Below are 20,235 nucleotides of genomic sequence, written 5' to 3' on the forward strand. Positions count from 1 at the left end.
GGGCTGTGAAATTGGCGGAAAAAATCCTATATAAAATATTTTCTCGCTGGCTTGGGCGAGGGTTTGACGCCGACTTTTATTTGTCTAACTATGGTGACCTAGGAGGGTTGCAGAGTAGGTGGCAGGCCCTAACACATTATGTCAGATTCGGAAAGTATGAGGGGCGCTTCCCGAATGAGGTCGCCTATCTCGAGAATGCCAGAGAAAAAAAATGGGATTTGGGTGACGGATTTGATATCGTTGCATATAAGTTTTTCAATAAAGATCTAATTTCTGTATTTTCCAAGGACGAGGATTTTTTTCGGCACTATTTACGGCACGGTCGAAAGGAAGGGCGGATTATTCGATTTGACGCAGAGCGTTATGGCACCAATATTATTCCGCGCGAGGAGAAGTGGAGAACGCTATTTTCGATGCCAGAATTCATTGCTCGTTATGGTAATATTTGCGATGAAATTCTTGAATCACGTGCGGCTGCACTCGATTTGTTTTGGAGTCGTGGTGTCGAGGAGCTTTGGTCGGTTAGCTTTGAATATGAGTTTGACGCCGAATTTATACGTGAAAGCGGAGAAATGCGTGCTCATCATCAAAAATCTGACACCGAATTGTATCGAATTTGGTTGACTGAGGGTTTTCCGGCAGGCATTGCTCCTAACGAGCGGATTTTTCTGGCCTCCTATCTTGCCGGTTTGCCTTTTCCGCTTGATTTTGATTGGCGTGCCTTCATTAAAAAGACAGGCATGGCTAGCACAACGACTCGGAGCCAGGCGCTTCTCGCGCTTTTCGACGAGCCTGCTCATCGGATCGTGGCGCACATCGACTCGTTGGGAAAGGATGCGGCCTGGCTGCTGCATTGCATCGGTCGCCGAGCCATGGCGCACGGAAATTGCCATAAGGCCATTGCCGTCTTGACACACGCTGTTGCGATTGTGCCGGGAGTGGAGACGCTTTGCCTTTTGGGCGACGCTTATCGTGAATCGGGAGCATTCGATGACGCTCTGGGTGTCTATCTTGCTTCCATAAATAGGGATCGTGCACCTCTCTCGGCTTTTCTGCATGCCGCGACGATTCATGCGTCGCGCCAAGCGTTTGCTGATGCCTTTGAGGTTTTGCGGAAAGCACATCCGATATGGCGGCAAAAGGTGGAGTTCGGCCATAAACTTCAGGACATCATTCAACGCTATTTCGAGCATCGGAGTACTCAAGTACACGCGTTGTATCGGGAAGCGGCAGAACACCATTTCGATGCTACGTTACGAAAGAAGGCAGATGATCTACTCACCGAAACTTTGAGTGAAATCCAAGCACTCTATCTTGAGATGGATAGTTTGCCCGCATCGGTGGGGGGGGATCCGGACGGACATGTCGTCATCCTGGCTAACGATGATCTGAAGCAGTGCACCCACTATCGGATTGAACAGAAAGCTTTGCAGTTTGAGCGGGCTGGTATCCCGGTGAAGATTTTTTCTCACTCAGACACTCAAGAATTTCTCGGCAGTCTGATTGGAGCTCGGGCTGCGATTTTTTATAGAGTTGCGGCTGTTCCAGGTATATTGCGTGCGATTCTGCACGCGAACCTGATGGGGTTGAAGACGTACTACGAGATCGACGATCTTATTTTTGATTCCAGTTCATATCCCGATCCTTTTTCGTCTTTCGAAGGGCAAATTTCGCTTACTGAATATACTGGATTACAGTTCGGTGTTCCTTTGTTCCGCTATGCCATGGCGATGTGCCAAGGCAGTATCGCGTCGACCCCGGCCCTGGCTGAAAGGATGCAGGCAATAACAATCACTGACGTCAATACCGTCATTCGAAATGGTCTCGACAATCGGAATGATGTTGCGATTTCGATGGGGGCCAATCCGATCCATCGTGAAAACGGTAGGGTCCGTGTCTTCTACGGATCTGGTACTAAAGCACATAACGCGGATTTCAATACGCTGGTGGCGCCTGCAATGTTGGAGTTGATGGTGCGTCATCCACAGGTCGATCTGGTGATCGTCGGTCATCTCAAACTCAGGTCGGAATTAAATGAAATGGGTGCGCGGATCATCACCTATCCGATCATTGCGGACACTGGAACCTATTGGTCGGTGCTGGCCAGTTGCGATATCAATCTCGCTGTCCTGGAGCCAGGGGCGGTTGCCGACTGTAAAAGTGAGATCAAGTGGCTCGAAGCCGCGATTCTGCAAATCCCTTCCATCGTCAGCGGAACAAGAACATATCGAGAGGTCATCAAGAACCGCGTGGACGGATTTCTCGCGGATTCTGCGCTCGAGTGGCAGGTAGCTTTGCAGGAATTGATAACTAACCCGCGTCTGCGTGAGCGGGTAGGCGCGAATGCTCGCGAGCGGGTCATGCAGGAATATGGTCTAGAGGTTGGCGCACGTGCTGTGCAGGCCGCATTCGGTGGGAGTGGTTACGACACACGATCGCGGGGAGTTCGACCTCGAGTCTTGATCTGTAACGTGTTCTATGCGCCGCAGAGTTACGGCGGCGCAACCCGTGTTGTCGAAGATAATGTGCGGATTTTTGCTGAGCAGTATCCAGACCTCGAGGTGGGCATATTTTGTTCAGAGGACGGAGCGGTTCCAGCTGGACACTTGAGAATGGGTTCGGAAAACGGGATCCCGGTTTATCGCCTATCGACACCCCAGGAAGTGGACATGGACTGGCGGCCATTCAACGAGGCCCATATAGAACCGTTCGAGCGCGTTCTTGATCATTTTCGACCCGATGTCATCCATTTTCACTGCATTCAGCGCCTGACTGCGACGATTGTCGAAGTGGCGCTGGCGCGCAAGATTCCGTACGTGGTCACGTTGCACGATGCATGGTGGATATCCGATAGTCAATTCCTGATCGATGAAGACGGCCTGCTGCGATTGCCTAGCAGGGATGTGCTAGCCGACTGCGCCGGTAGCCGGCACGGCGTTGCTTCAATTGCTCGACGTCAGCGTTTGATGTCGCTGCTATGGCATTCCAGGGCAAATCTGAGCGTGTCGGAATCATTTGCGCGAGTGTACGCGTCAGCCGGCATTTCCCGACTCAAAGTGGTTGAGAATGGCACGCCGAAGATTGAGACGGTTGTCCGTACGCCTCGTCGTGATGGCCGTGTTGCCTTAGGGCTCGTGGGGGGGCGATCTCCTCACAAAGGGGCATCGCTGATCGAGGCGAGCTTGCGACAAGGTGCCTTCAAGAATCTACATTTGACGATGATTGACGGAACCTTGGGAGTGGGTCAGACAATTGACACAATCTGGGGCACCACGCCGGTGACGTTATCCGCTCCCTATCCACAGGCGCAAGTCGCGGACCTCTATTGTAAGCTTGACGTTCTTCTCGCGCCCTCCACTTGGCCAGAGAGTTTCGGACTGGTGACCCGAGAGGCTCTTGAAAGCGGGTTATGGGTCGTTGCTTCCAATCTGGGGGCAATCGGGCAGGAGGTGGAGGACGGCCGAAATGGCTACGTGATTGACGTGAGCTCGACGAAGGACTTGAAGCGAGTGTTGAAAATAATAGACGACGATCCGGAAAAATATCGGGGAGACCCGCCGCCGAGAAGCCGGCCTCTTCGGCGTGTGAATGAACAGGTCGTCGATCTGTATCATTTATATCGGGAAATCATCGCCGGAAAAATTGCTTTCTCTTCAGATTTTTAGTATTGCGAGATGGTTGGTCCCTCCATGATTTTTGAGTTTCACGAAATTTAATTGAATGAAGTAGTTCAGAGGATCATTTGTGAATATAAAAAAGCGCATGTTGCCCGGAATCCCGTTGATTGAATCCCCACTTTTTAATGCTGAGATTGATCAGTCTGAACTGACACCCGAGGAACGTGAGATTGCAGTCGCACTAAATCGAAACGGTTATGCGGTGATCGATTTTCCTGACCCCGAACTGAATGCGCGAATCGCGCGCATTCGTGAGCGGTTGACCCCCCTGTTTTCCGATGCAGGGTCTAGTGCTGATGGCGTGTTCTATGCTGTGGGGCGCATTCAGGACGCCTGGATTAACGATCCGGATGTGAAGGCGATCGCTGCCAATCGTCAACTGATTGAGTTGCTTGGTCGCTTGTATGGTCGACCGGCTTTTCCATTTCAGACGCTAAATTTTCGAGTCGGTACTCAGCAAAAGTTGCACACCGATTCGGTGCATTTCTCTTCAATTCCTCCACGCTTTATGTGCGGAGTGTGGGTTGCTTTCGAAGATATTTCGCCGGATTCTGGTCCGCTCCATCTGGTGCCGGGATCACATAGCTGGCCAATGATTGATAATGCGGTAGCTGGCCGGAGAGGATTTGGGTCTCTTGATGAGTCAGCGCAATTGCCGTATCAGGAAATATGGGATGCCATAATAGAGGAAAAAGGAACCAGCGCGAAAACATTTGAGGCCAGAAAAGGGCAGGCATTAATTTGGTGTGCAAATCTGTTGCATGGGGGGAGTCATCAAGCCAATCCGAATATGTCGCGGTGGTCGCAGGTGACACATTATTTCTTTGATGATTGCATTTATTATACGCCGGCATTTTCAGATGAATATCTAGGGCGTCTACAATTACGCAATCTTGTCAATATTGTGGATGGCGCGCGAAAGCGTAATTCTTACCTGGGCGAGGAGGTGGCAGCGCCGACTCTGTCTGCGAAACGTGAGTCAAAATCTCTGATGCAAAGAGTGAGAAAATTGATCGGTGTTTTTTGATCGAATTTGTCTGGTCAAATGCGAAGAATTTAAGCTGGCAATTGAATGGGGACGTCTTAAAAGAGGGGGCGAATAATTTTAATGTATGGGGTGAATTTTGTGAAATTTATGGGGGTGTGGGCATCTGTTTCTCGGCCTAGTGGATTTTGTGGTGCAGTGATTTAATATATGTTCGTTGGCGCTCACGGCGCTCACGGCGCTTTGTCGCGTCCGTGTTTTCGACTTTTCCGTCCGGCTGGCCGAGAGACGAAGGTCACATACACGTCGTTAAAAAATGGTTCGTTGCGGCGATTCTCGCAAGATGGAGAGATTCGCATTCGAACTGTCCCCCTCCCCGCCATTCTCACTTGTGGAGTCAACTGGGGCGGAGCGGGCGAGTCGTCCGCATCAATTGCACATATCTCCTTTATTAGTGCTGTTGGTGCGGTCACATCTGTATCGCGATCTTCGATATACGCCAACTGTGCTTGCTTTGACTGAGCAACAGGCTTTCCGTTACACCACCTTCGCTCTAAGCACCACCTTCAACCAGCGACCACGTTGACGCATGCATCGAGCCCACGTGACGACGCGTGGTCGGACGCTATGGCATCGGTCCGCTCATTGCATCGCTCGCCGACCATCAAAATCTTCATGTATGACGCGGCCACGAGAGCGGTCGCGCATTCGTTCTAACGAGCAGTCGGTCTTGGGCGTGATGTTCCCGTTGGTGCCTGAGTCAAATCTATGTACAGCGCGGGTGTGTAGTCATGTAATTAAACGTAAAAATAGATGGCGTCACTGATCGACATCGGTTGAGCGAAGATGTGTACAAGTCGATGAACGCTGTAGGTGCTGCCTTGGGAATCTGATTGTGCGTATCGCCTGTTTCGAAACCGGGCTTCATGTCAAGGCTGCGCGCCAGATATTTCGTCTAACTGTTGTTTCGGTGCTACAAAAATGTGGCTTTTTGTTACATTTTTTTATTTTGTGTCGAGAGATATTTCTCTGTTGTGAGAATGTATGTAAATTGTAAAATTATGTGCATTCAGCCAGCATCTGTAGAAAGCCCGGCTCATCGGATGATCGGATTGCTGCGGTACGGCACGGGGACGAAATCGCGGAGCGCTGCTTTAGCCCGCGCGATAGTGACAATCAAGAGATCATGAGTATCAGCGAAATTTTTCGAGTGCTTGGAACCGACATCACCGAGGGTGGGCACGTTCCAGTCTCTGTGTTGCGTAAACCAAAGATATTGAGCATCGGGGGATGCGTCACCGAAGTTCTCGCTGGAAGAATGAGTCGGTTGGCAGATATTTCGCACCTGTGGCGGGTAAGCGTGCCGTGCTTAATGTCGAAGAAAGTGGATGGGCGCACTTATTTCGAATCGCATGACCATCAATTGTCAGAGCGGATTAATTTTGAGTTGACAAAGCAGGCATTGCGGAAGCTCAAAACAGGTGGGTATGAATTTCTAATTTTCGATCCGACGAGCGATTTTCATAATGATTATTATGAAAAGGATGGTTGTATCATTTCGGACATGGAGGCGGTTGGGCTGGCGCCGGGCTGGAAGTGGCCCGAGGGTTTTTTGGATGATGGATGGATTAAGATTTCGACGAGAAGTTATCAGTATCTCGAGATTTATTTTCATTATCTAAAAAAACTAATCGAGCTGGCTGAGGAAATTGGCCTTCCATTGATTGTTCTCAAGCGGCGGACGTGCGTCAATAAAATTACTATCGATGGTGTGACTGGATTGGGTGATCCCGATTCGATCGAGGTAAATTGGTGGGTTGATCTCCTCTGGAGGAAAATCGACGGCTTGCTGGGGAAGTTGAGTGTTCTCGATCTAAATGGTCGTTTCTCGGTTACGTCTTTCGATGTGCCGTATGGTGAGGGGAAATTTCATCCAATTGAAGAATTTTATGATTACGCGGCCTATAAGTTAATGGGCTTGATGAGGCTGAATGACGACCTGATCTCAGAAGTAATGTTCAATGTTTATAGGGAAAGGGCGAGTCGTCGCCTGGCGATTCATTCCGAGCGAGACGCACTGCTTCAGGAACGTGACAATTTAGTGCGCGAGCGTGACGAACTCGTTCAAGAGCGAGACGGCTTGGTAGGTGCGCGAGACGGGCTGTTTCAAGAGCGTGACGGCTTGATACGCGAGCGCGACGAATTAGCTCAAGAGCGCGATGGTTTGATTTGCGGGCGTGATGTTCTGGTTCGAGAACGTGATATTGCGATTCATGAGCGAGGTGAACTGATTCAAGAGCACGATAGCCTGATTCGCGAGCGAAGCGAGTGGGTTTGTGAGCGAGATGAGTTGGCGCGCAAACGTGAGAGTCTGATTCAAAGTATGAGCGACTTGGAGCGTGATCGAGACGCCCTTCGCCAATCTCTTGAGCGCCTCACGGCTGAGCGGGATCTCGTAATGGCTCGCGAGATCGAAAATGCGCGCATTGCACACGAGTACCACCAGCGAGAGCTGATGGCGCTCTCGGAGGCGCGAGATGTGGCGGTCGCAGAAAATGCTGCTAGCGTAACGGCACTAGGGAGTCTACAGCAGGCATACGGTGAACTCTTGTCTCAACATCATGGACTATCCGTTCAACAGAATCTTCTCTTTAATGAGTTGCGGTTGGAGGGAGGGCCAATGGCTTTGCGTGACGTGTTGCCGCTGGCCAGGGCATGGCGACCGATACTCAAGCGAATCGGGCGGGTCAAGAGATTTTGCCGCCGGTTAGTGGGGCAAGGTAACAATGAGGGGCAGCATCGAAGCGAGTTTCGTGAGCAGTAAAGCTCGCGCGTAAAGTGCGATTTCGTTGAGGAAAAAGCGGCTTGCATCACTAATAATGGTGCAAACAATCAATCACCCGCGAATTTGGCACGAAAGTCGTGGCGAATGATAGGCGCATGAACGATGTCCGTCTGGCAGGGAGGGGTGGCCTGACTTACGAGCAGGCTATTCTCCGACGGGGCGAAACCCTGTGGCACTGCGAGAGCGTCCGAGCGTTGGGATGACGAAGTGCCCCGGGACTTTACGGCACCATCGCCTGGCTCGAGTCGCTATCGTGGCAGCTTGGATTCTCAAGTCAGCCTCGTGAACGGGCGAGGGCGCGAGCATGCGACGCGTATGATACGTGGGGCTGCAAGGAGCGCTTGGTGGCGAGGCCAATTTGGATATCAGCCCGTCGTCCAGCAAGTTCGCCCGCAAAAATGTGGGCGGCTTCCAGTTGAGCGAAGCAGTTTTCGCGACGGCATATGTCGTTTTTTTGACGACGCCGGACATTTCGCATTTGCAATGCAATGCGGTATCCTCCACTCCTCCGGTGCTCGCTACTGCCTCATTCACCCGTCGAATCTGGTGCGTAAGGCCACGTTCATTACACGAATCCTTCGAAAGCATCACGAAAAAGTTCGTGTTTCCTCTGGCTTCCATCCAATTACCTAGATGCCGCGCTCGTTTCTCGTGCTGCAAGGCACTGCCTCGCTTTTTTTCTATCGACTCTCGCGTGCACTACGGAGCAGGGGATTTGCCGTCTACCGCGTCAATTTTTGCGGTGGCGACTTGCTGTATGGTGGAGTAGGGACCGTTCTAAATTACAGCGGCGGGATCGAGGGTTTGCCGCAATGGTATGACGATATCGTGCGGCGGGAGGGAATCACCGACGTCATCATGTTCGGCGACTGCCGCGACATCCATCGCGAGATGCTGGCCGTCTCGACCGCGCACGGCCTGCGTGTCCATGTGTTCGAGGAAGGCTACGTTCGACCGCACTGGATCACGTTGGAGAGTCACGGTGTCAACGGGCGCTCGTTACTGCCGCGCGACCCCGCATGGTATCTGCAGCAACGCAGCGTAACGCCCCCCGCCAAGCAGTGGGAGGCCACGGGCTACAACCTGTACGAGCGTGCTTTCCACGACATCACGTATCGTTTTGCGAACACGGTGTGCTGGCCCCGGTTCCCGAAGTATCGCAGCCACCGGCCGAAAAACGGCTTCTTCGAATACTCAGGGTTGGCCGTTCGGATGCTTCTGCAGCGCAAACATCGACGCGAAGCAGAGATCGTTACGCGCGAGTTGCTCGACAGCGGACGGACTTACTACCTGTTTCCGCTCCAATTGAATTCGGATGCGCAAATCGTCGTGCATTCGTCTTTCGATGGAATTCGAGCAGCGATCAGCCATGTTTTGGAATCTTTCGCGCGATATGCGCCGCAGGATGCGCTGTTGGTGATCAAAAATCACCCACTGGATACCGGGCTGATCGAGTATCGGAATTTTTCGCTTAAAATTGCGCGTGCCGCAGGCATGGAGAATCGGATTCGTTTCATCGATGCCGGCCATCTTCCGACATTGCTTGAACATGCGCGCGGGGTCGTGGTGATCAACAGCACGGTCGGCTTGTCCGCGCTGCATCACAAGCGGCCGCTGGTTGCACTTGGCTCGGCTATTTACAATTTCAGCGGCCTGACCTGGCAGGGTGATCTCGATGATTTTTGGCTTGAAGGCGTGCCGCCAGATATGGATCTCTATCACGCGTTCCTCGACTACGTGATGCATCACACCCAGATCAACGGCGATTTCTACACCCGAACCGGTATTGCGATGGCCATTGCCGGCGCGGTCGCCCGGCTAGAGCGTGCGGATGGCTAAGGCGTCGGTTCGGCACGTCGTTGTCACCGGCGCGAGCTCGGGTATCGGTCGCGCTCTTGCGCTCGCATACGCGCAGCCTGGTGTCGTACTCGGCATCGCTGGCCGGAACGAGGCGCTGCTCGAATCGACTGCCGCGGCTTGCAGGGAGCGCGGTGCAACCGTGATCGTCGGTATCGTCGACGTCCGGGAGCCCGGTCCGATTCGCGCCTGGCTGCATCGCTTCGACGATCAGTATCCGATCGACCTCCTCATCGCCAACGCCGGCGTCGCGAGTACGCTGTCCTCCGCATCAGACTGGGAAGATCTCGACCGTATCACCACCGTCGTCGACACGAATTTCTATGGTGCGATGCACACCATCCTCCCGATTGTCGAACGCATGCGCATCCGCAAGCATGGCCGCATTGCCGCAGTCAGCTCTCTGGCGGCCCTTCGCGGCATGGCTATATCGCCCGCATACTGCGCGAGCAAATCGGCGATCAAGGCTTACGCCGATTCCGTCCGTCCTCTTCTGAAGCGCGATGGTGTCAGTGTCTCGGTCATTCTTCCCGGCTTCGTCAAAACGTCGATGAGCGACGTGTTTCCGGGTGACAAGCCTTTCATGTGGACTGCTGATCAGGCTGCCGCATATATTCGCAGAAAGCTCGATATCGGACGTGCGGAAATCGCGTTCCCCAGTCTGCTTGCATTCGGCATGCGCATCCTGACTGTGCTGCCCATCACGTTGGCCGATGCGATCCTCGACAAGCTTTCGTATTTGCCCGGCAAGGAAGATGTAAATTGACGGGCGCAATCTGGCTCGCGTTCGCCGTTGCGGCCGGCGCTTCGTTTCTGCCGGACCGGATCGCAGTTCCGCGCGCGCCATTGCGGCGTCGCGCCGATGCGCTGCTTTTGCATGTGCTTTCGGTCGTGTTCCTTGCGTCGCTGATGTTGCTCGTCACTGCGCGTCCAATCTTCTCGTCGTCCGTCGCGGTTGCGCTGGTCGGGCTCGTTGCGGTCGTGAGCAACGCAAAATATGAATCCCTGCGCGAGCCGTTCGTTTTTACCGACCTCAGCCTCTTCTGCCAGTTGTTCTCGCATCCGCGGCTCTATCTGCCGTTCCTGAGCGCCGGCAAGATAGTTGCGATCGGCGTAGGGATCGTACTGGTCGTCGCCGGCTATCTCGCCGAGGCGCCCGTCACGCCGCGTCCGGTGCTCGCGCTGGCGGTCGTGGTTGCGTTCACATTCTTACTGGCGCGATACATTGCAGCTCGCCTGCCATTAGTGCTCGACGCAGAGGAAGATCAGCGCCGTCACGGTTTTTTCGCAGTATTCATCGCATACTTGCTGAATGGCATGCGGCCTGCGACGTTCGAAGCGTTCCGGCGCGCGGTCGAAGCGGGACCGTTCGCGACCGGCACGCCGGCGCTGGGCCCTGACGTCATCGTGATCCAGAGTGAATCGCTGTTCGATGTACGACGTATTTCACCAGCGATCACCCCCGCCGTGCTTTCCCATTTCGATCGGGCAAGGAACGAGGCGGTCTGTTACGGCGAGCTTTCGGTGCCGGCGTGGGGCGCAAACACGATGCGCACCGAATTTGCGATGCTGACCGGTCTGGCCTATGAACAGCTGGGCTACGCGCGCTTTTATCCCTATGCTTTTGTGCGTCGCACGTGCGCATCGATTGCACGGCGGTTCGGACTGGCTGGTTACAACACGGTTGCGATTCATCCGTACTACGCTGATTTCTTTGGGCGTAACCGCGTATTCCCGTTGCTCGGATTCGACAAGTTTCTCGATATAGAACACTTCGCCGATGCGCCGCGAGCGGGCCCGTATATCTCCGACGCCGCCGTGCTGGACGGCGTGCTTGCCGAACTGGAAGTTGCACGCGACAAGCCGCAATTCGTGTTCGCGATGACGATGGAAAATCACGGCCCGCTGCACCTGGAGCAGGTTTTGCCTGGGGAATCGTCTTCAAGGCATACTCTGGGCGAGGGCACTTCCTGGCGCGACCTGACTGCATACCTTCGCCATATTGAAAACGCCGACGCAATGATCGGCCGCTTGCTCGATCATTTGCGCGCCAGCGATCGTGAAACAGTCGTTTGTTTTTACGGCGACCACGTTCCCGCGTTACCTCACGTATTCGAAAAGCTGGGTGTTTCCCCACAAACCAGCGACTACTTCATTTGGCGAAATTACGGCACAGATGCTCCCGAATGCCGGAATTTGGCAGCCGAAGAGCTTGGGGCGGCGCTGCTGCATGTGGTACAAGATGACGGAAATCGTACGGAACAGCCGTGCGCATCCGAGAAAGCGACATAAAAGATGAACAGCAAGATTGCAATAATTGGGGTGGCTTGTCGGTTTCCCGGAAGCGCGAACAATCTCGGCGACTTCTGGCAACTGCTGCGCGACGAACGCGACGCCGTCACCGAAATCCCCGCCGACCGCTTCGGCACCGATTTCTACCAGCACCCGTCCAAGCGCGAACCGGGTAAGAGCTACACGTTCTCTGCCGGCGTGCTCGACAACGTCGCCGGCTTCGATGCCGCGTTCTTCGGCATTTCCCCGCGCGAAGCGGCCCAGATGGACCCCCAGCAGCGCCTGCTGCTCGAACTCGCATGGGAAGCGTTCGAGGACGCGGGCGTGCGCCCGGCCGACATGCGCGGCAGCAACTGCGGCGTCTTCGTCGGTGCCGCCAGCATGGATTACGGCAACCGCAACATGGACGATCTGAACGTGATCGATCCATATTCGGCGACCGGCAACACCCTGAGCATCGCGTCGAACCGCGTGTCCTACCTGTTCGACCTGCGCGGCCCAAGCATGTCCGTCGACACGGCCTGCTCGTCGTCGCTCGTCGCACTCCATCAGGCCGTCAAGGCGCTGCAGTCCGGCGAAGCCGACGTGGCGCTCGCGGGCGGCGTCAACCTGCTGCTGCACCCGTTCGGTTTCGTCAGCTTCTCCAAGGCGTCGATGCTGTCGCCGCGCGGCCGTTGCCGCACGTTCGATGCAAGCGGCGACGGCTATGTCCGCTCGGAAGGCGGCGCGTTCGTGCTGCTCAAGCCGCTCGATCGCGCGCTCGCCGACGGCGACACGATCCACGCGGTGATCGCCGGCTCCGGCGTGAACTCGGTCGGCCACACGCCGGGCGGCATCAGCGTGCCGGGCGCGGCCGCACAGGCGTCGCTGCTGCGCAGCGTCTACGCGCGCGCGGGCATCGACCCGCAATCGCTGGCCTATCTCGAAGCGCACGGCACCGGCACGGCGGTCGGCGATCCGATCGAGGCGCGTGCGCTGATCGACGTCGTGTCGGGCGAGCGCCCGGCGGATCGTCCGCTGCTGATCGGTTCGGTCAAGACCAATATCGGCCATCTCGAAACGGCATCCGGCATGGCCGGCTTGCTGAAGGCCGTGCTGTGCCTGAAGCATCGCGCGGTGCCGCGCTCGCTGCACTTCGTCACGCCTAATCCCGGGATCGATTTCAACGGCGGGCGTCTGCGCGTCGTCGATCGCTACATGCCGCTCGACGCGGGTGACGCGCCGCTGACGATCGGCGTCAATTCGTTCGGCTTCGGCGGAACGAACGCACACGTCGTGCTGACGGAGGCGCCGGCTGCAAACGAGGCATCCACGGCCGCGCCCGAGCCGATGCACGCGCAACTGTCTCCGCTCGTCCTGACCGCGCGCAGCGCGAATGCGCTCGGCGCGCTCGCGGGCCGCTATCTGGCGATGCTCGACAACGGTGGCGACTGGCAGGCGCTGGCCGCCGCGGCCGTCCGTCGGCGCCAGTGGCTGGAACATCGCGCAATCGTTGCCCCGGCCGACCAAGCCGAAGGCCGCGCCGCGCTTGCGGCACTGGCTCAGCCGGCAGCGGAAGGGCTGCCGGCCTGCGTGGCAACCGGTCAGGCGCCGGCCGAAGCGGTCCGCACCGCGCTCGTCTTCTCGGGCAACGGCTGCCAGTGGGTCGGGATGGGCAACGAACTCTATGCGGAGAACGCCGTGTTCCGCGCGGCGCTCGACGAAGTCGATTCGCTGTGGTGCGCCGATGGCAGCCCGTCGCTCGTCGACGTGATGCGCGGCGGCCCGAGCGCGGAATGGCTGGCCGGCGCGGGCGCCGAATGGCTCGCCGCGACGGAGAACGCGCAGCCGCTGCTGTTCGCGATCCAGGTCGGCATGATTCGCGTGATCGACGCGCGCGGGATGCGTTACGACGCGGCGATCGGCCATAGCGTCGGCGAGATTGCCGCGGCGTGGGTGACGGGCGCGCTGTCGCTCGCCGACGCGGTTCGCGTAATCAAGATCCGCAGCCGCGCACAGGCGATAACACGCGGCAGCGGCCGGATGGCGGCCGTCGGCATCGGCGACGCGGCGGCGCGCGAACTGATCGCGCGCCACGGGCTGGCGCGGCGCGTCGAGATCGCAGGCATCAACAGCCCCGACGCGGTGACGCTCGCGGGCGAGCTGCAGGGCTTGCAGGCGCTGGAGGCGGCGCTGCGCGGCAGCGGCAAGTTCTTCCAGATGCTGGATCTCGACTACGCGTTCCACAGCAGCCACATGGACCGCATCGAGCCGGTCGTGCTGGCCGAACTGGCGAGCCTGAGGCCGCAGCCGGGCAACGGCACGTTCGTGTCGACCGTGACCGGTGGCGCGCTGGCCGGCACCGAGCTCGATGCCCGCTACTGGTGGCGCAACATTCGCGAGCCGGTGCGCTTCGGCGACGGCATCACGCATCTGATCGAGCAGGGCGTCCGGCTGTTCGTCGAGGTCTCGCCGCATTCGATCCTGCGCACGTACGTGAAGCAGGCATTCTCGGCCGCCGGCGCGACCGGCGTGGCGCTGCCGACGCTCAAGCGCGATCACGGCAGCGCGGCGACGCTGCGGCAAGCGATTCTCGCGGCGATCGCGCACGGTGCGAGCGTCGATCCCGACCGCTTCGCGCCGGGCGAATCGCGTGCTGCATTGCCGTCTTATCCGTGGCAGCGCGACCATTTCTGGCTGACGCCGACCGTCGAAGGCTACGGCCTCGTCAACCGTCGTCGCGAGCATCCGCTGCTCGGCTACCGCCTGCACGAGCACGCATTCGCGTGGGAAAACCAGCTCGATCCGGCGAAGCTGCCGATGCTGGCCGATCACGTCGTCGACGGCGGCGTGGCGTTCCCTGGGGCGGGCTACGTGGAAATGGCGCTTGCCGCGGCACGCACCTTCTTCGATACGCCGGATGCGGCGCTCGAAAACGTCGAGATCCGCACGCCGGTGGTATTCCAGCCGCAGCAAGCAAAGCTGTTCAGGCTCGTGATCGAGCCGCGTACCGCGACCTTCACGATCGAGACGCGCGACCGGATGTCCGACGGGGCATGGACGCTGAACGTGACGGGGCGGATGCTGGAAAGCGGCAACACGCTCGGCGAGGCGAGCGTCGTGCCGTCCGACGCGCTCGATCGCCTGCTTGCGTTGCCCGCCGCCGACGGCGACACGCTGTATGCAAACACGGCGGCCATCGGCCTCAGCTACGGGCCGGCATTCCGCTGGGTCCGCACCGTGCGGGTCGCCGCGGACGATGGCGCGGCGCTGGCCGACGTCGCCGTGCCGGCCGCATGCGGCGATGCGCGGGCGTTGTCCGCCTATCTGCTGCATCCGGCGCTGATGGACAGCGGGTTTCATCCGCTGTTCGCACTCCTTGCGGCGCACGCGCGCGAAGGCGAGCATCCGGCTTACGTGCCGGTGCAGATCGGCCGGGTCGATTATCTGCGCGGCGACACGGTCGAGCGGGTGCTCGTGCGGATCGACCGGCACAGCCCGCATTCGATCGTCGCGCATTTCGAATTCCTCGACGCGCGCGGCGCGATCGTCGCGCGGCTCGGCGCATGCCGGTTCCGGCGCGTCGACCTCGTCGGCCGCCGGCAGAACCTGCCCGCGCGCTTCGTCTACCGCCTGGAAGAAGTGCCGCTGCCGGGTGACGTCGATGCAGCTGGTTTGCCGGCCCCCGGCGCGTTGCTCGCGCATGCAGCCGCGCGGCTCGATGCGGCCGGGCACGACGGCCGCCGGACGCAGCATCTGACCGAAATCCTGCCGCTGCTCGACGTGCTGGCGAGCCTCTACGCGCTTCGCGCGTTCGATGCGCTCGGCGCATTCGCCGGCACCTGGCAGCCGGCGGCCGGGCGTGAGGCACTGGCCGAACGTCTTGCCGACATGCTGGTCGAGGACGGCCTCGCTCATCGCGACGGCGCGCTGCTCGTGCGCGACGACGCGGCGTGCGCGGCGTTGCCGCCGATCGACGAGCTGTGGCGCGGGCTGCTGGCCGAATCGCCGGGGCACGTGGCCGAGCTGACGCTGCTCGCGCATTGCGGCGCGGCGTTGCCGGACGTGCTGAATGGCGCGAAGGACGGCGCCCGTTTGCTGTCGCCGACCGGGCACAGCCTGGTCGAACAACTCCTGGCCGCATCGCCGACGTGGCAGCACGTGCATGCGTTGCTGGCCGCGAGCGTCGAGCAGGCCGTGGACGCATGGCAGCCGGCACGCCGGTTGCGCGTGCTCGAGCTGGGCGCGACGGACGGCGACGTGCTGCAGACGCTCGGCATGCATCTCGCGGCCGCACGTTGCGATCACACGATCGCCGCGACTGCCGGCCAACTGGCCGGGTTCGACGCCGATGCGGAAGCGGCGGTGCGCACGGTTGCGTTGCAGTCGGGCGAGCGGTTGTCGCTGGCGGCCGACGAAGCCGGCCCTTACGACCTGATCGTCGCGAACCGCGCGTTGAGCGGCCGGCACGATGTGGCCGACGCGCTGAAGGCAATGCGGTCGTGGCTGGCGCCGGGCGGATTGCTGCTGCTGGCCGAGTCGCGTCGCGGCCGTTTCTCCGACATCGTATTCGGCGCGCAGGCTTCGTCGACGGAAGCCGATGCGCCCGCGCCGCTGGCGCCGGCTGATCTCGATGCGGCGCTCGAACGCGCGGGCTTCGTCGACGTCGTGCGGCACGTCGAGCAATCGCTCGATCTGGACGGCACGCCGACGTTCGTCGTCGCGCACAACCCCGCGAGCGCCGTGGTCGCGCAACGCGGCGAGGATCAGAGCGATCTCGATACGCTTGCACGCAGCGAGCAATGGCTCGTCGTGCACGCACCGGATGCCGCCGGCAGTTTCGGCGGGCGGCTGGCCGATGCACTGGCGCGCGCGGGCTATCCGGCCGATATCGTCGACGTCACGCACGCGGCCGATGCGATCGCGTCGTTGCCGGCCGGCCGGCCGGCGCATGTCGTATTCTGCGCGCCGGAAACGCCGCTCGCCGAATCGGCGACGGGCGATGACCTGATGGCCGCGCAGCGTAACGGCGTGATCGCTCTGGCGGAACTCGTTCGCACGCTCGGTGCGCAGCCGAACGCGGCCACGCGGCTGACCGTCGTCACGCGCGGCGGCGCGCCGTTCGCCGGGACCGCGAATGCGCATCCGGAACAGGCCACGCTGTGGGGCCTCGGTCGCGTGCTGGCGAACGAGCATCCCGAACTCGCGTGCCGCCTGATCGACGTCGATCGGGCGGCGGACCGGATCCCCGACGTGCTGATTCGCGAGCTGACCGGCGCAGCGGTCGAGGAAGAAGTCGTCCTGGGCGCACACGGGCGGCAGGTGCCGCGCATGCTGACGGCCGCGCAGGCCGCGGCCCGCAACGATGGCGCGATCGCGCGTGCGGCCGTGCTCGCGTTCGACGCACCGGGCTCGTTGCGTAATCTCGAATGGTTCGCGTTGCCGGAAAGCCCGCTGGGCGACGACGAGGTGGAAATCGAGCCCGTTGCCACCGGCCTCAATTTCCGCGACGTGATGTATGCGATGGGGCTCTTGTCCGATGAAGCGGTCGAGACCGGCTTCGCGGGCGCGACGATCGGGATGGAACTGTCCGGCCGCGTCGTGCGGGTGGGCAACGCCGTGACGGCATTCGCGCCGGGCGATGCGATGCTCGGCTTCGCGCCGGCTTCGTTCGCGACGCGCGTCAGGACGCGCGCGCAAGCAATCGCACTGAAACCCGAGCGGCTGTCGTTCGAGGAAGCGGCGACCGTGCCGACCACGTTCTTCACCGCGTACTACGCACTCGTCGAACTCGCGCGCCTGCGTCGCGGCGAGCGCGTGCTCGTGCACGGCGGCGCGGGTGGGGTCGGGATCGCCGCGATCCAGCTCGCGCGCCACTTCGGCGCGGAAGTATTCGCGACGGCCGGCAGCGACGAGAAGCGCGAGTTCGTGCGCCTGCTCGGCGCCGACCACGTGCTCGATTCGCGCAGCCTCGCGTTCGCGGACGAGATTCGTGCGCTGACGGGCGGCCAGGGCATCGACATCGTGCTGAATTCGCTCGCCGGTGAAGCAATGGTGCGCAGCATCGATACGCTGCGACCGTTCGGTCGTTTCCTCGAGCTCGGCAAGCGCGACTTCTACGAAAACAGCCATATCGGGCTGCGGCCGTTCCGCAACAACATCAGCTATTTCGGCATCGACGCCGACCAGCTGATGGGGGCGTTGCCGGAGCTGACCGCGCGCCTGTTCGGCGAAGTGATGGCGCTGTTCGAGGCAGGCGTGCTGCATCCGCTGCCGTATCGCGCGTTTCCGGCCGAACGGGCGGAAGATGCGTTCCGCTACATGCAGCAGGCGCGCCAGATCGGCAAGGTGCTCGTGACCTATCCGTCCGGCACGCCGGCCCCGACGCGCGGCGTCACGCGCGCGGGTTCGCTTGCGCTCGATCCGCATGGCACGTACCTGGTGGTCGGCGGCACGGGCGGGCTCGGTTTCGCGAGCGCGCGCTGGATGGTCGAGCGCGGCGCACGCCGGCTGACGCTGGCGAGCCGTTCCGGCGAGCTCGCTGCTGCCGCACGCGAGGAAGTCGAGCGCTGGCGCACGACGCTCGGCGTCACGGTCGATGTCGTGTCGTGCGATGTGACCGACGCCGCGGCGGTCGACGCGATGATCGAGGCGATCGTCCGGCGCGGCAGCCCGCTCAAGGGCGTGCTGCATTCCGCGATGTCGATCGACGATGGCCTCGTGCGCAATCTCGACGATGCGCGCATGGCCGCGGTGCTCGCACCGAAGGTGGCTGGCGCGTGGAACCTGCATCGCGCGACGCGCGCCTTGCCGCTCGACCTGTTCGTGGTCTATTCGTCGGCGACGACCTATCTCGGCAATCCGGGGCAGTCGAACTACGTCGCGGCCAACACCTTCCTCGAGGCGCTCGTCGAACATCGTCGCGCGGCCGGATTGCCGGGCACGTTCATGGCCTGGGGGCCGCTCGAGGACGTCGGCTTCCTCGCGCGCCACGCGGATACGCGCGAGGCGCTGCAGTCGCGGATCGGCGGTGCGTCGATCACGTCCGACGAGGCGATGGTCGCGCTCGAACGCACGCTGGTCGCGGGCGCGGCCGGCGAGGCCGTGGTCCGGCTCGACTGGCACGCGGTAGCGCGCGGGATGCCGGCCGCGAAGGCGCGCCGGTATTCGCTGCTGCAGTCGCACGCGAGCGGCGGCGATGCGCGCGACGGCGGCACGCAGTTGCGGGAAGAAGTGCTGGCGCTGCCGCGCGACGAAGCGATCGCGCTGGTGGCGCGGACGCTGCAGGCGCAGATCGCGCGGATTTTGCACATGACGCCGGACCGCATCGCGCTCGACAAGTCGGTGCTCGACATGGGCATGGATTCGCTGATGGGGATGGAACTCGGCCTCGCGGTCGAGGAAGCGTTCGAGGTCAAGCTGTCGGTGATGGCGATTGCCGAGGGTGCTTCGGTGACGACGCTGGCCGGCCGTATCGTCGATTCGATCGGCGCGTCGACCGATGCGGATGCCGGTTCCGCGACGGATGCCGCGCAGGAGGCCGTCGCGGCGCTCGCGGCGAAGCATGCGATTGACGGCGAAGCGCGCGCGATGCTCGATGCGCGGCAGGCGTCGCCGACGCTGGAGGTCGCGCGATGAGCGCGCCGTCCGGGTGGGCGACGCGGCAGGGCACGCTGGCACGGCCGCTGACGATCGACGGTCACGGGCTACACACGGGGCGCCGGGTGGGCGTGCGGATCCTGCCCGGACGTCCGGAAGAGGGCGTGACGGGCATCGCGTTCCGTCGCGTCGCGCAGGGGCGCACGCTTGCGACGCTGCCGGTCGATCCCGCGCTGCGCCGCGCGCAGCCGCTGTGCACGATGCTGCGCAATGCCGACGGCGTCGGCGTTCGCACGATCGAGCATCTGCTCGCGTCGCTGCTTGCATGCGAGATCGATCATGCGATCGTCGAGATCGACGCGGAAGAAGTGCCGATTCTCGATGGCAGCGCCGCGCCGTGGGTGGACGCCATCCGCGCGTGCGGCCGTGTCGCGCTCGATGCGCCGAAACGCTTCATCCGCGTGCTGCGGCCCGTCGTCGTCACGGATGGCGAGGGTGACCAGCGGCGCGAAATGCGGATCGAACCGGCGCCGCGTTACGAACTGAGCGTGCGCAACGACCTGCGTGGCTTCGGCGACATGCACTGGGATGGGGCGCTGACGCCGGCCGCATTCGCGACCGAAATCGCACCGTCGCGCTCGTATGGCCGCGTGAAGTGGGCCGTGCCCGCGATCGTCGCTGGTTATTTGCGCGGCGTGCCGATCCTGCGCGGCGCGCGGCCGTCATGCACGGCGTCCATCGTCGGCAATCGCGTGCTGGGCGGGATGCGGCTGCCGGAGGAGTTCGTCCGGCATCGCGTGCTCGACCTGGTCGGCGATCTCGCGCTGGCCGGCGCGCCGCTGCTGGCGCGCGTGAGCGCACTGCGGCCGAGCCACGAGATGAATTTCCGGCTGGTCGATGCGTTGCTGGCCCAACCGGACGCATGGCAGTGGGCCGAGTTTCCCGACGCGTGACACCACGCTTTTTCATGATGCGCGGCGTAACATAGCGCCTTTTCGAGA

Annotated in this window: 8 protein-coding genes; all 8 read left to right on the forward strand. The window is 60.5% G+C overall.

Going from position 1 to position 20,235, the window contains the following annotated elements; genetic code table 11:
- Nucleotides 1–5 precede the first annotated feature (5 nt).
- The 8 genes from CFB47_RS03800 (at nt 6) to CFB47_RS03835 (ending at nt 20,187) form a co-directional block, all read left to right on the forward strand.
- Complete coding sequence (locus CFB47_RS03800) at nt 6–3,665, forward strand: glycosyltransferase (RefSeq protein WP_105749888.1); 3,660 nt, start codon at nt 6–8, stop codon at nt 3,663–3,665.
- 79 nt (nt 3,666–3,744) lie between these two features.
- Nucleotides 3,745–4,704: a phytanoyl-CoA dioxygenase family protein gene (locus tag CFB47_RS03805; protein ID WP_218829421.1), complete on the forward strand. Its 960-nt coding sequence runs from the start codon at nt 3,745–3,747 to the stop codon at nt 4,702–4,704.
- A 1,144-nt stretch (nt 4,705–5,848) separates the two neighbouring features.
- Nucleotides 5,849–7,486: a hypothetical protein gene (locus tag CFB47_RS03810; protein ID WP_256946640.1), complete on the forward strand. Its 1,638-nt coding sequence runs from the start codon at nt 5,849–5,851 to the stop codon at nt 7,484–7,486.
- A 654-nt stretch (nt 7,487–8,140) separates the two neighbouring features.
- Nucleotides 8,141–9,346, forward strand: a complete 1,206-nt coding sequence (locus tag CFB47_RS03815; protein ID WP_179258916.1) for a capsule biosynthesis protein — start codon at nt 8,141–8,143, stop codon at nt 9,344–9,346.
- Entirely contained in the window at nt 9,339–10,130 is a 792-nt protein-coding gene (locus CFB47_RS03820) for an SDR family oxidoreductase (RefSeq protein WP_089460466.1), read from the forward strand. The genes CFB47_RS03815 and CFB47_RS03820 overlap by 8 nt, the downstream gene beginning before the upstream one ends.
- Nucleotides 10,127–11,656, forward strand: a complete 1,530-nt coding sequence (locus tag CFB47_RS03825; RefSeq protein ID WP_089460467.1) for an LTA synthase family protein — start codon at nt 10,127–10,129, stop codon at nt 11,654–11,656. Before CFB47_RS03820 ends, CFB47_RS03825 begins: the two co-directional genes overlap by 4 nt.
- A gap of 3 nt (nt 11,657–11,659) precedes the next feature.
- Nucleotides 11,660–19,273, forward strand: a complete 7,614-nt coding sequence (locus CFB47_RS03830) for a type I polyketide synthase (protein ID WP_089460468.1) — start codon at nt 11,660–11,662, stop codon at nt 19,271–19,273.
- Entirely contained in the window at nt 19,270–20,187 is a 918-nt protein-coding gene (locus CFB47_RS03835; protein WP_089460469.1) for a UDP-3-O-acyl N-acetylglycosamine deacetylase, read from the forward strand. Before CFB47_RS03830 ends, CFB47_RS03835 begins: the two co-directional genes overlap by 4 nt.
- Nucleotides 20,188–20,235 lie beyond the last annotated feature (48 nt).

The sequence above is a fragment of the Burkholderia sp. AU27893 genome, from assembly GCF_002223205.1.
Taxonomy (GTDB): domain Bacteria; phylum Pseudomonadota; class Gammaproteobacteria; order Burkholderiales; family Burkholderiaceae; genus Burkholderia.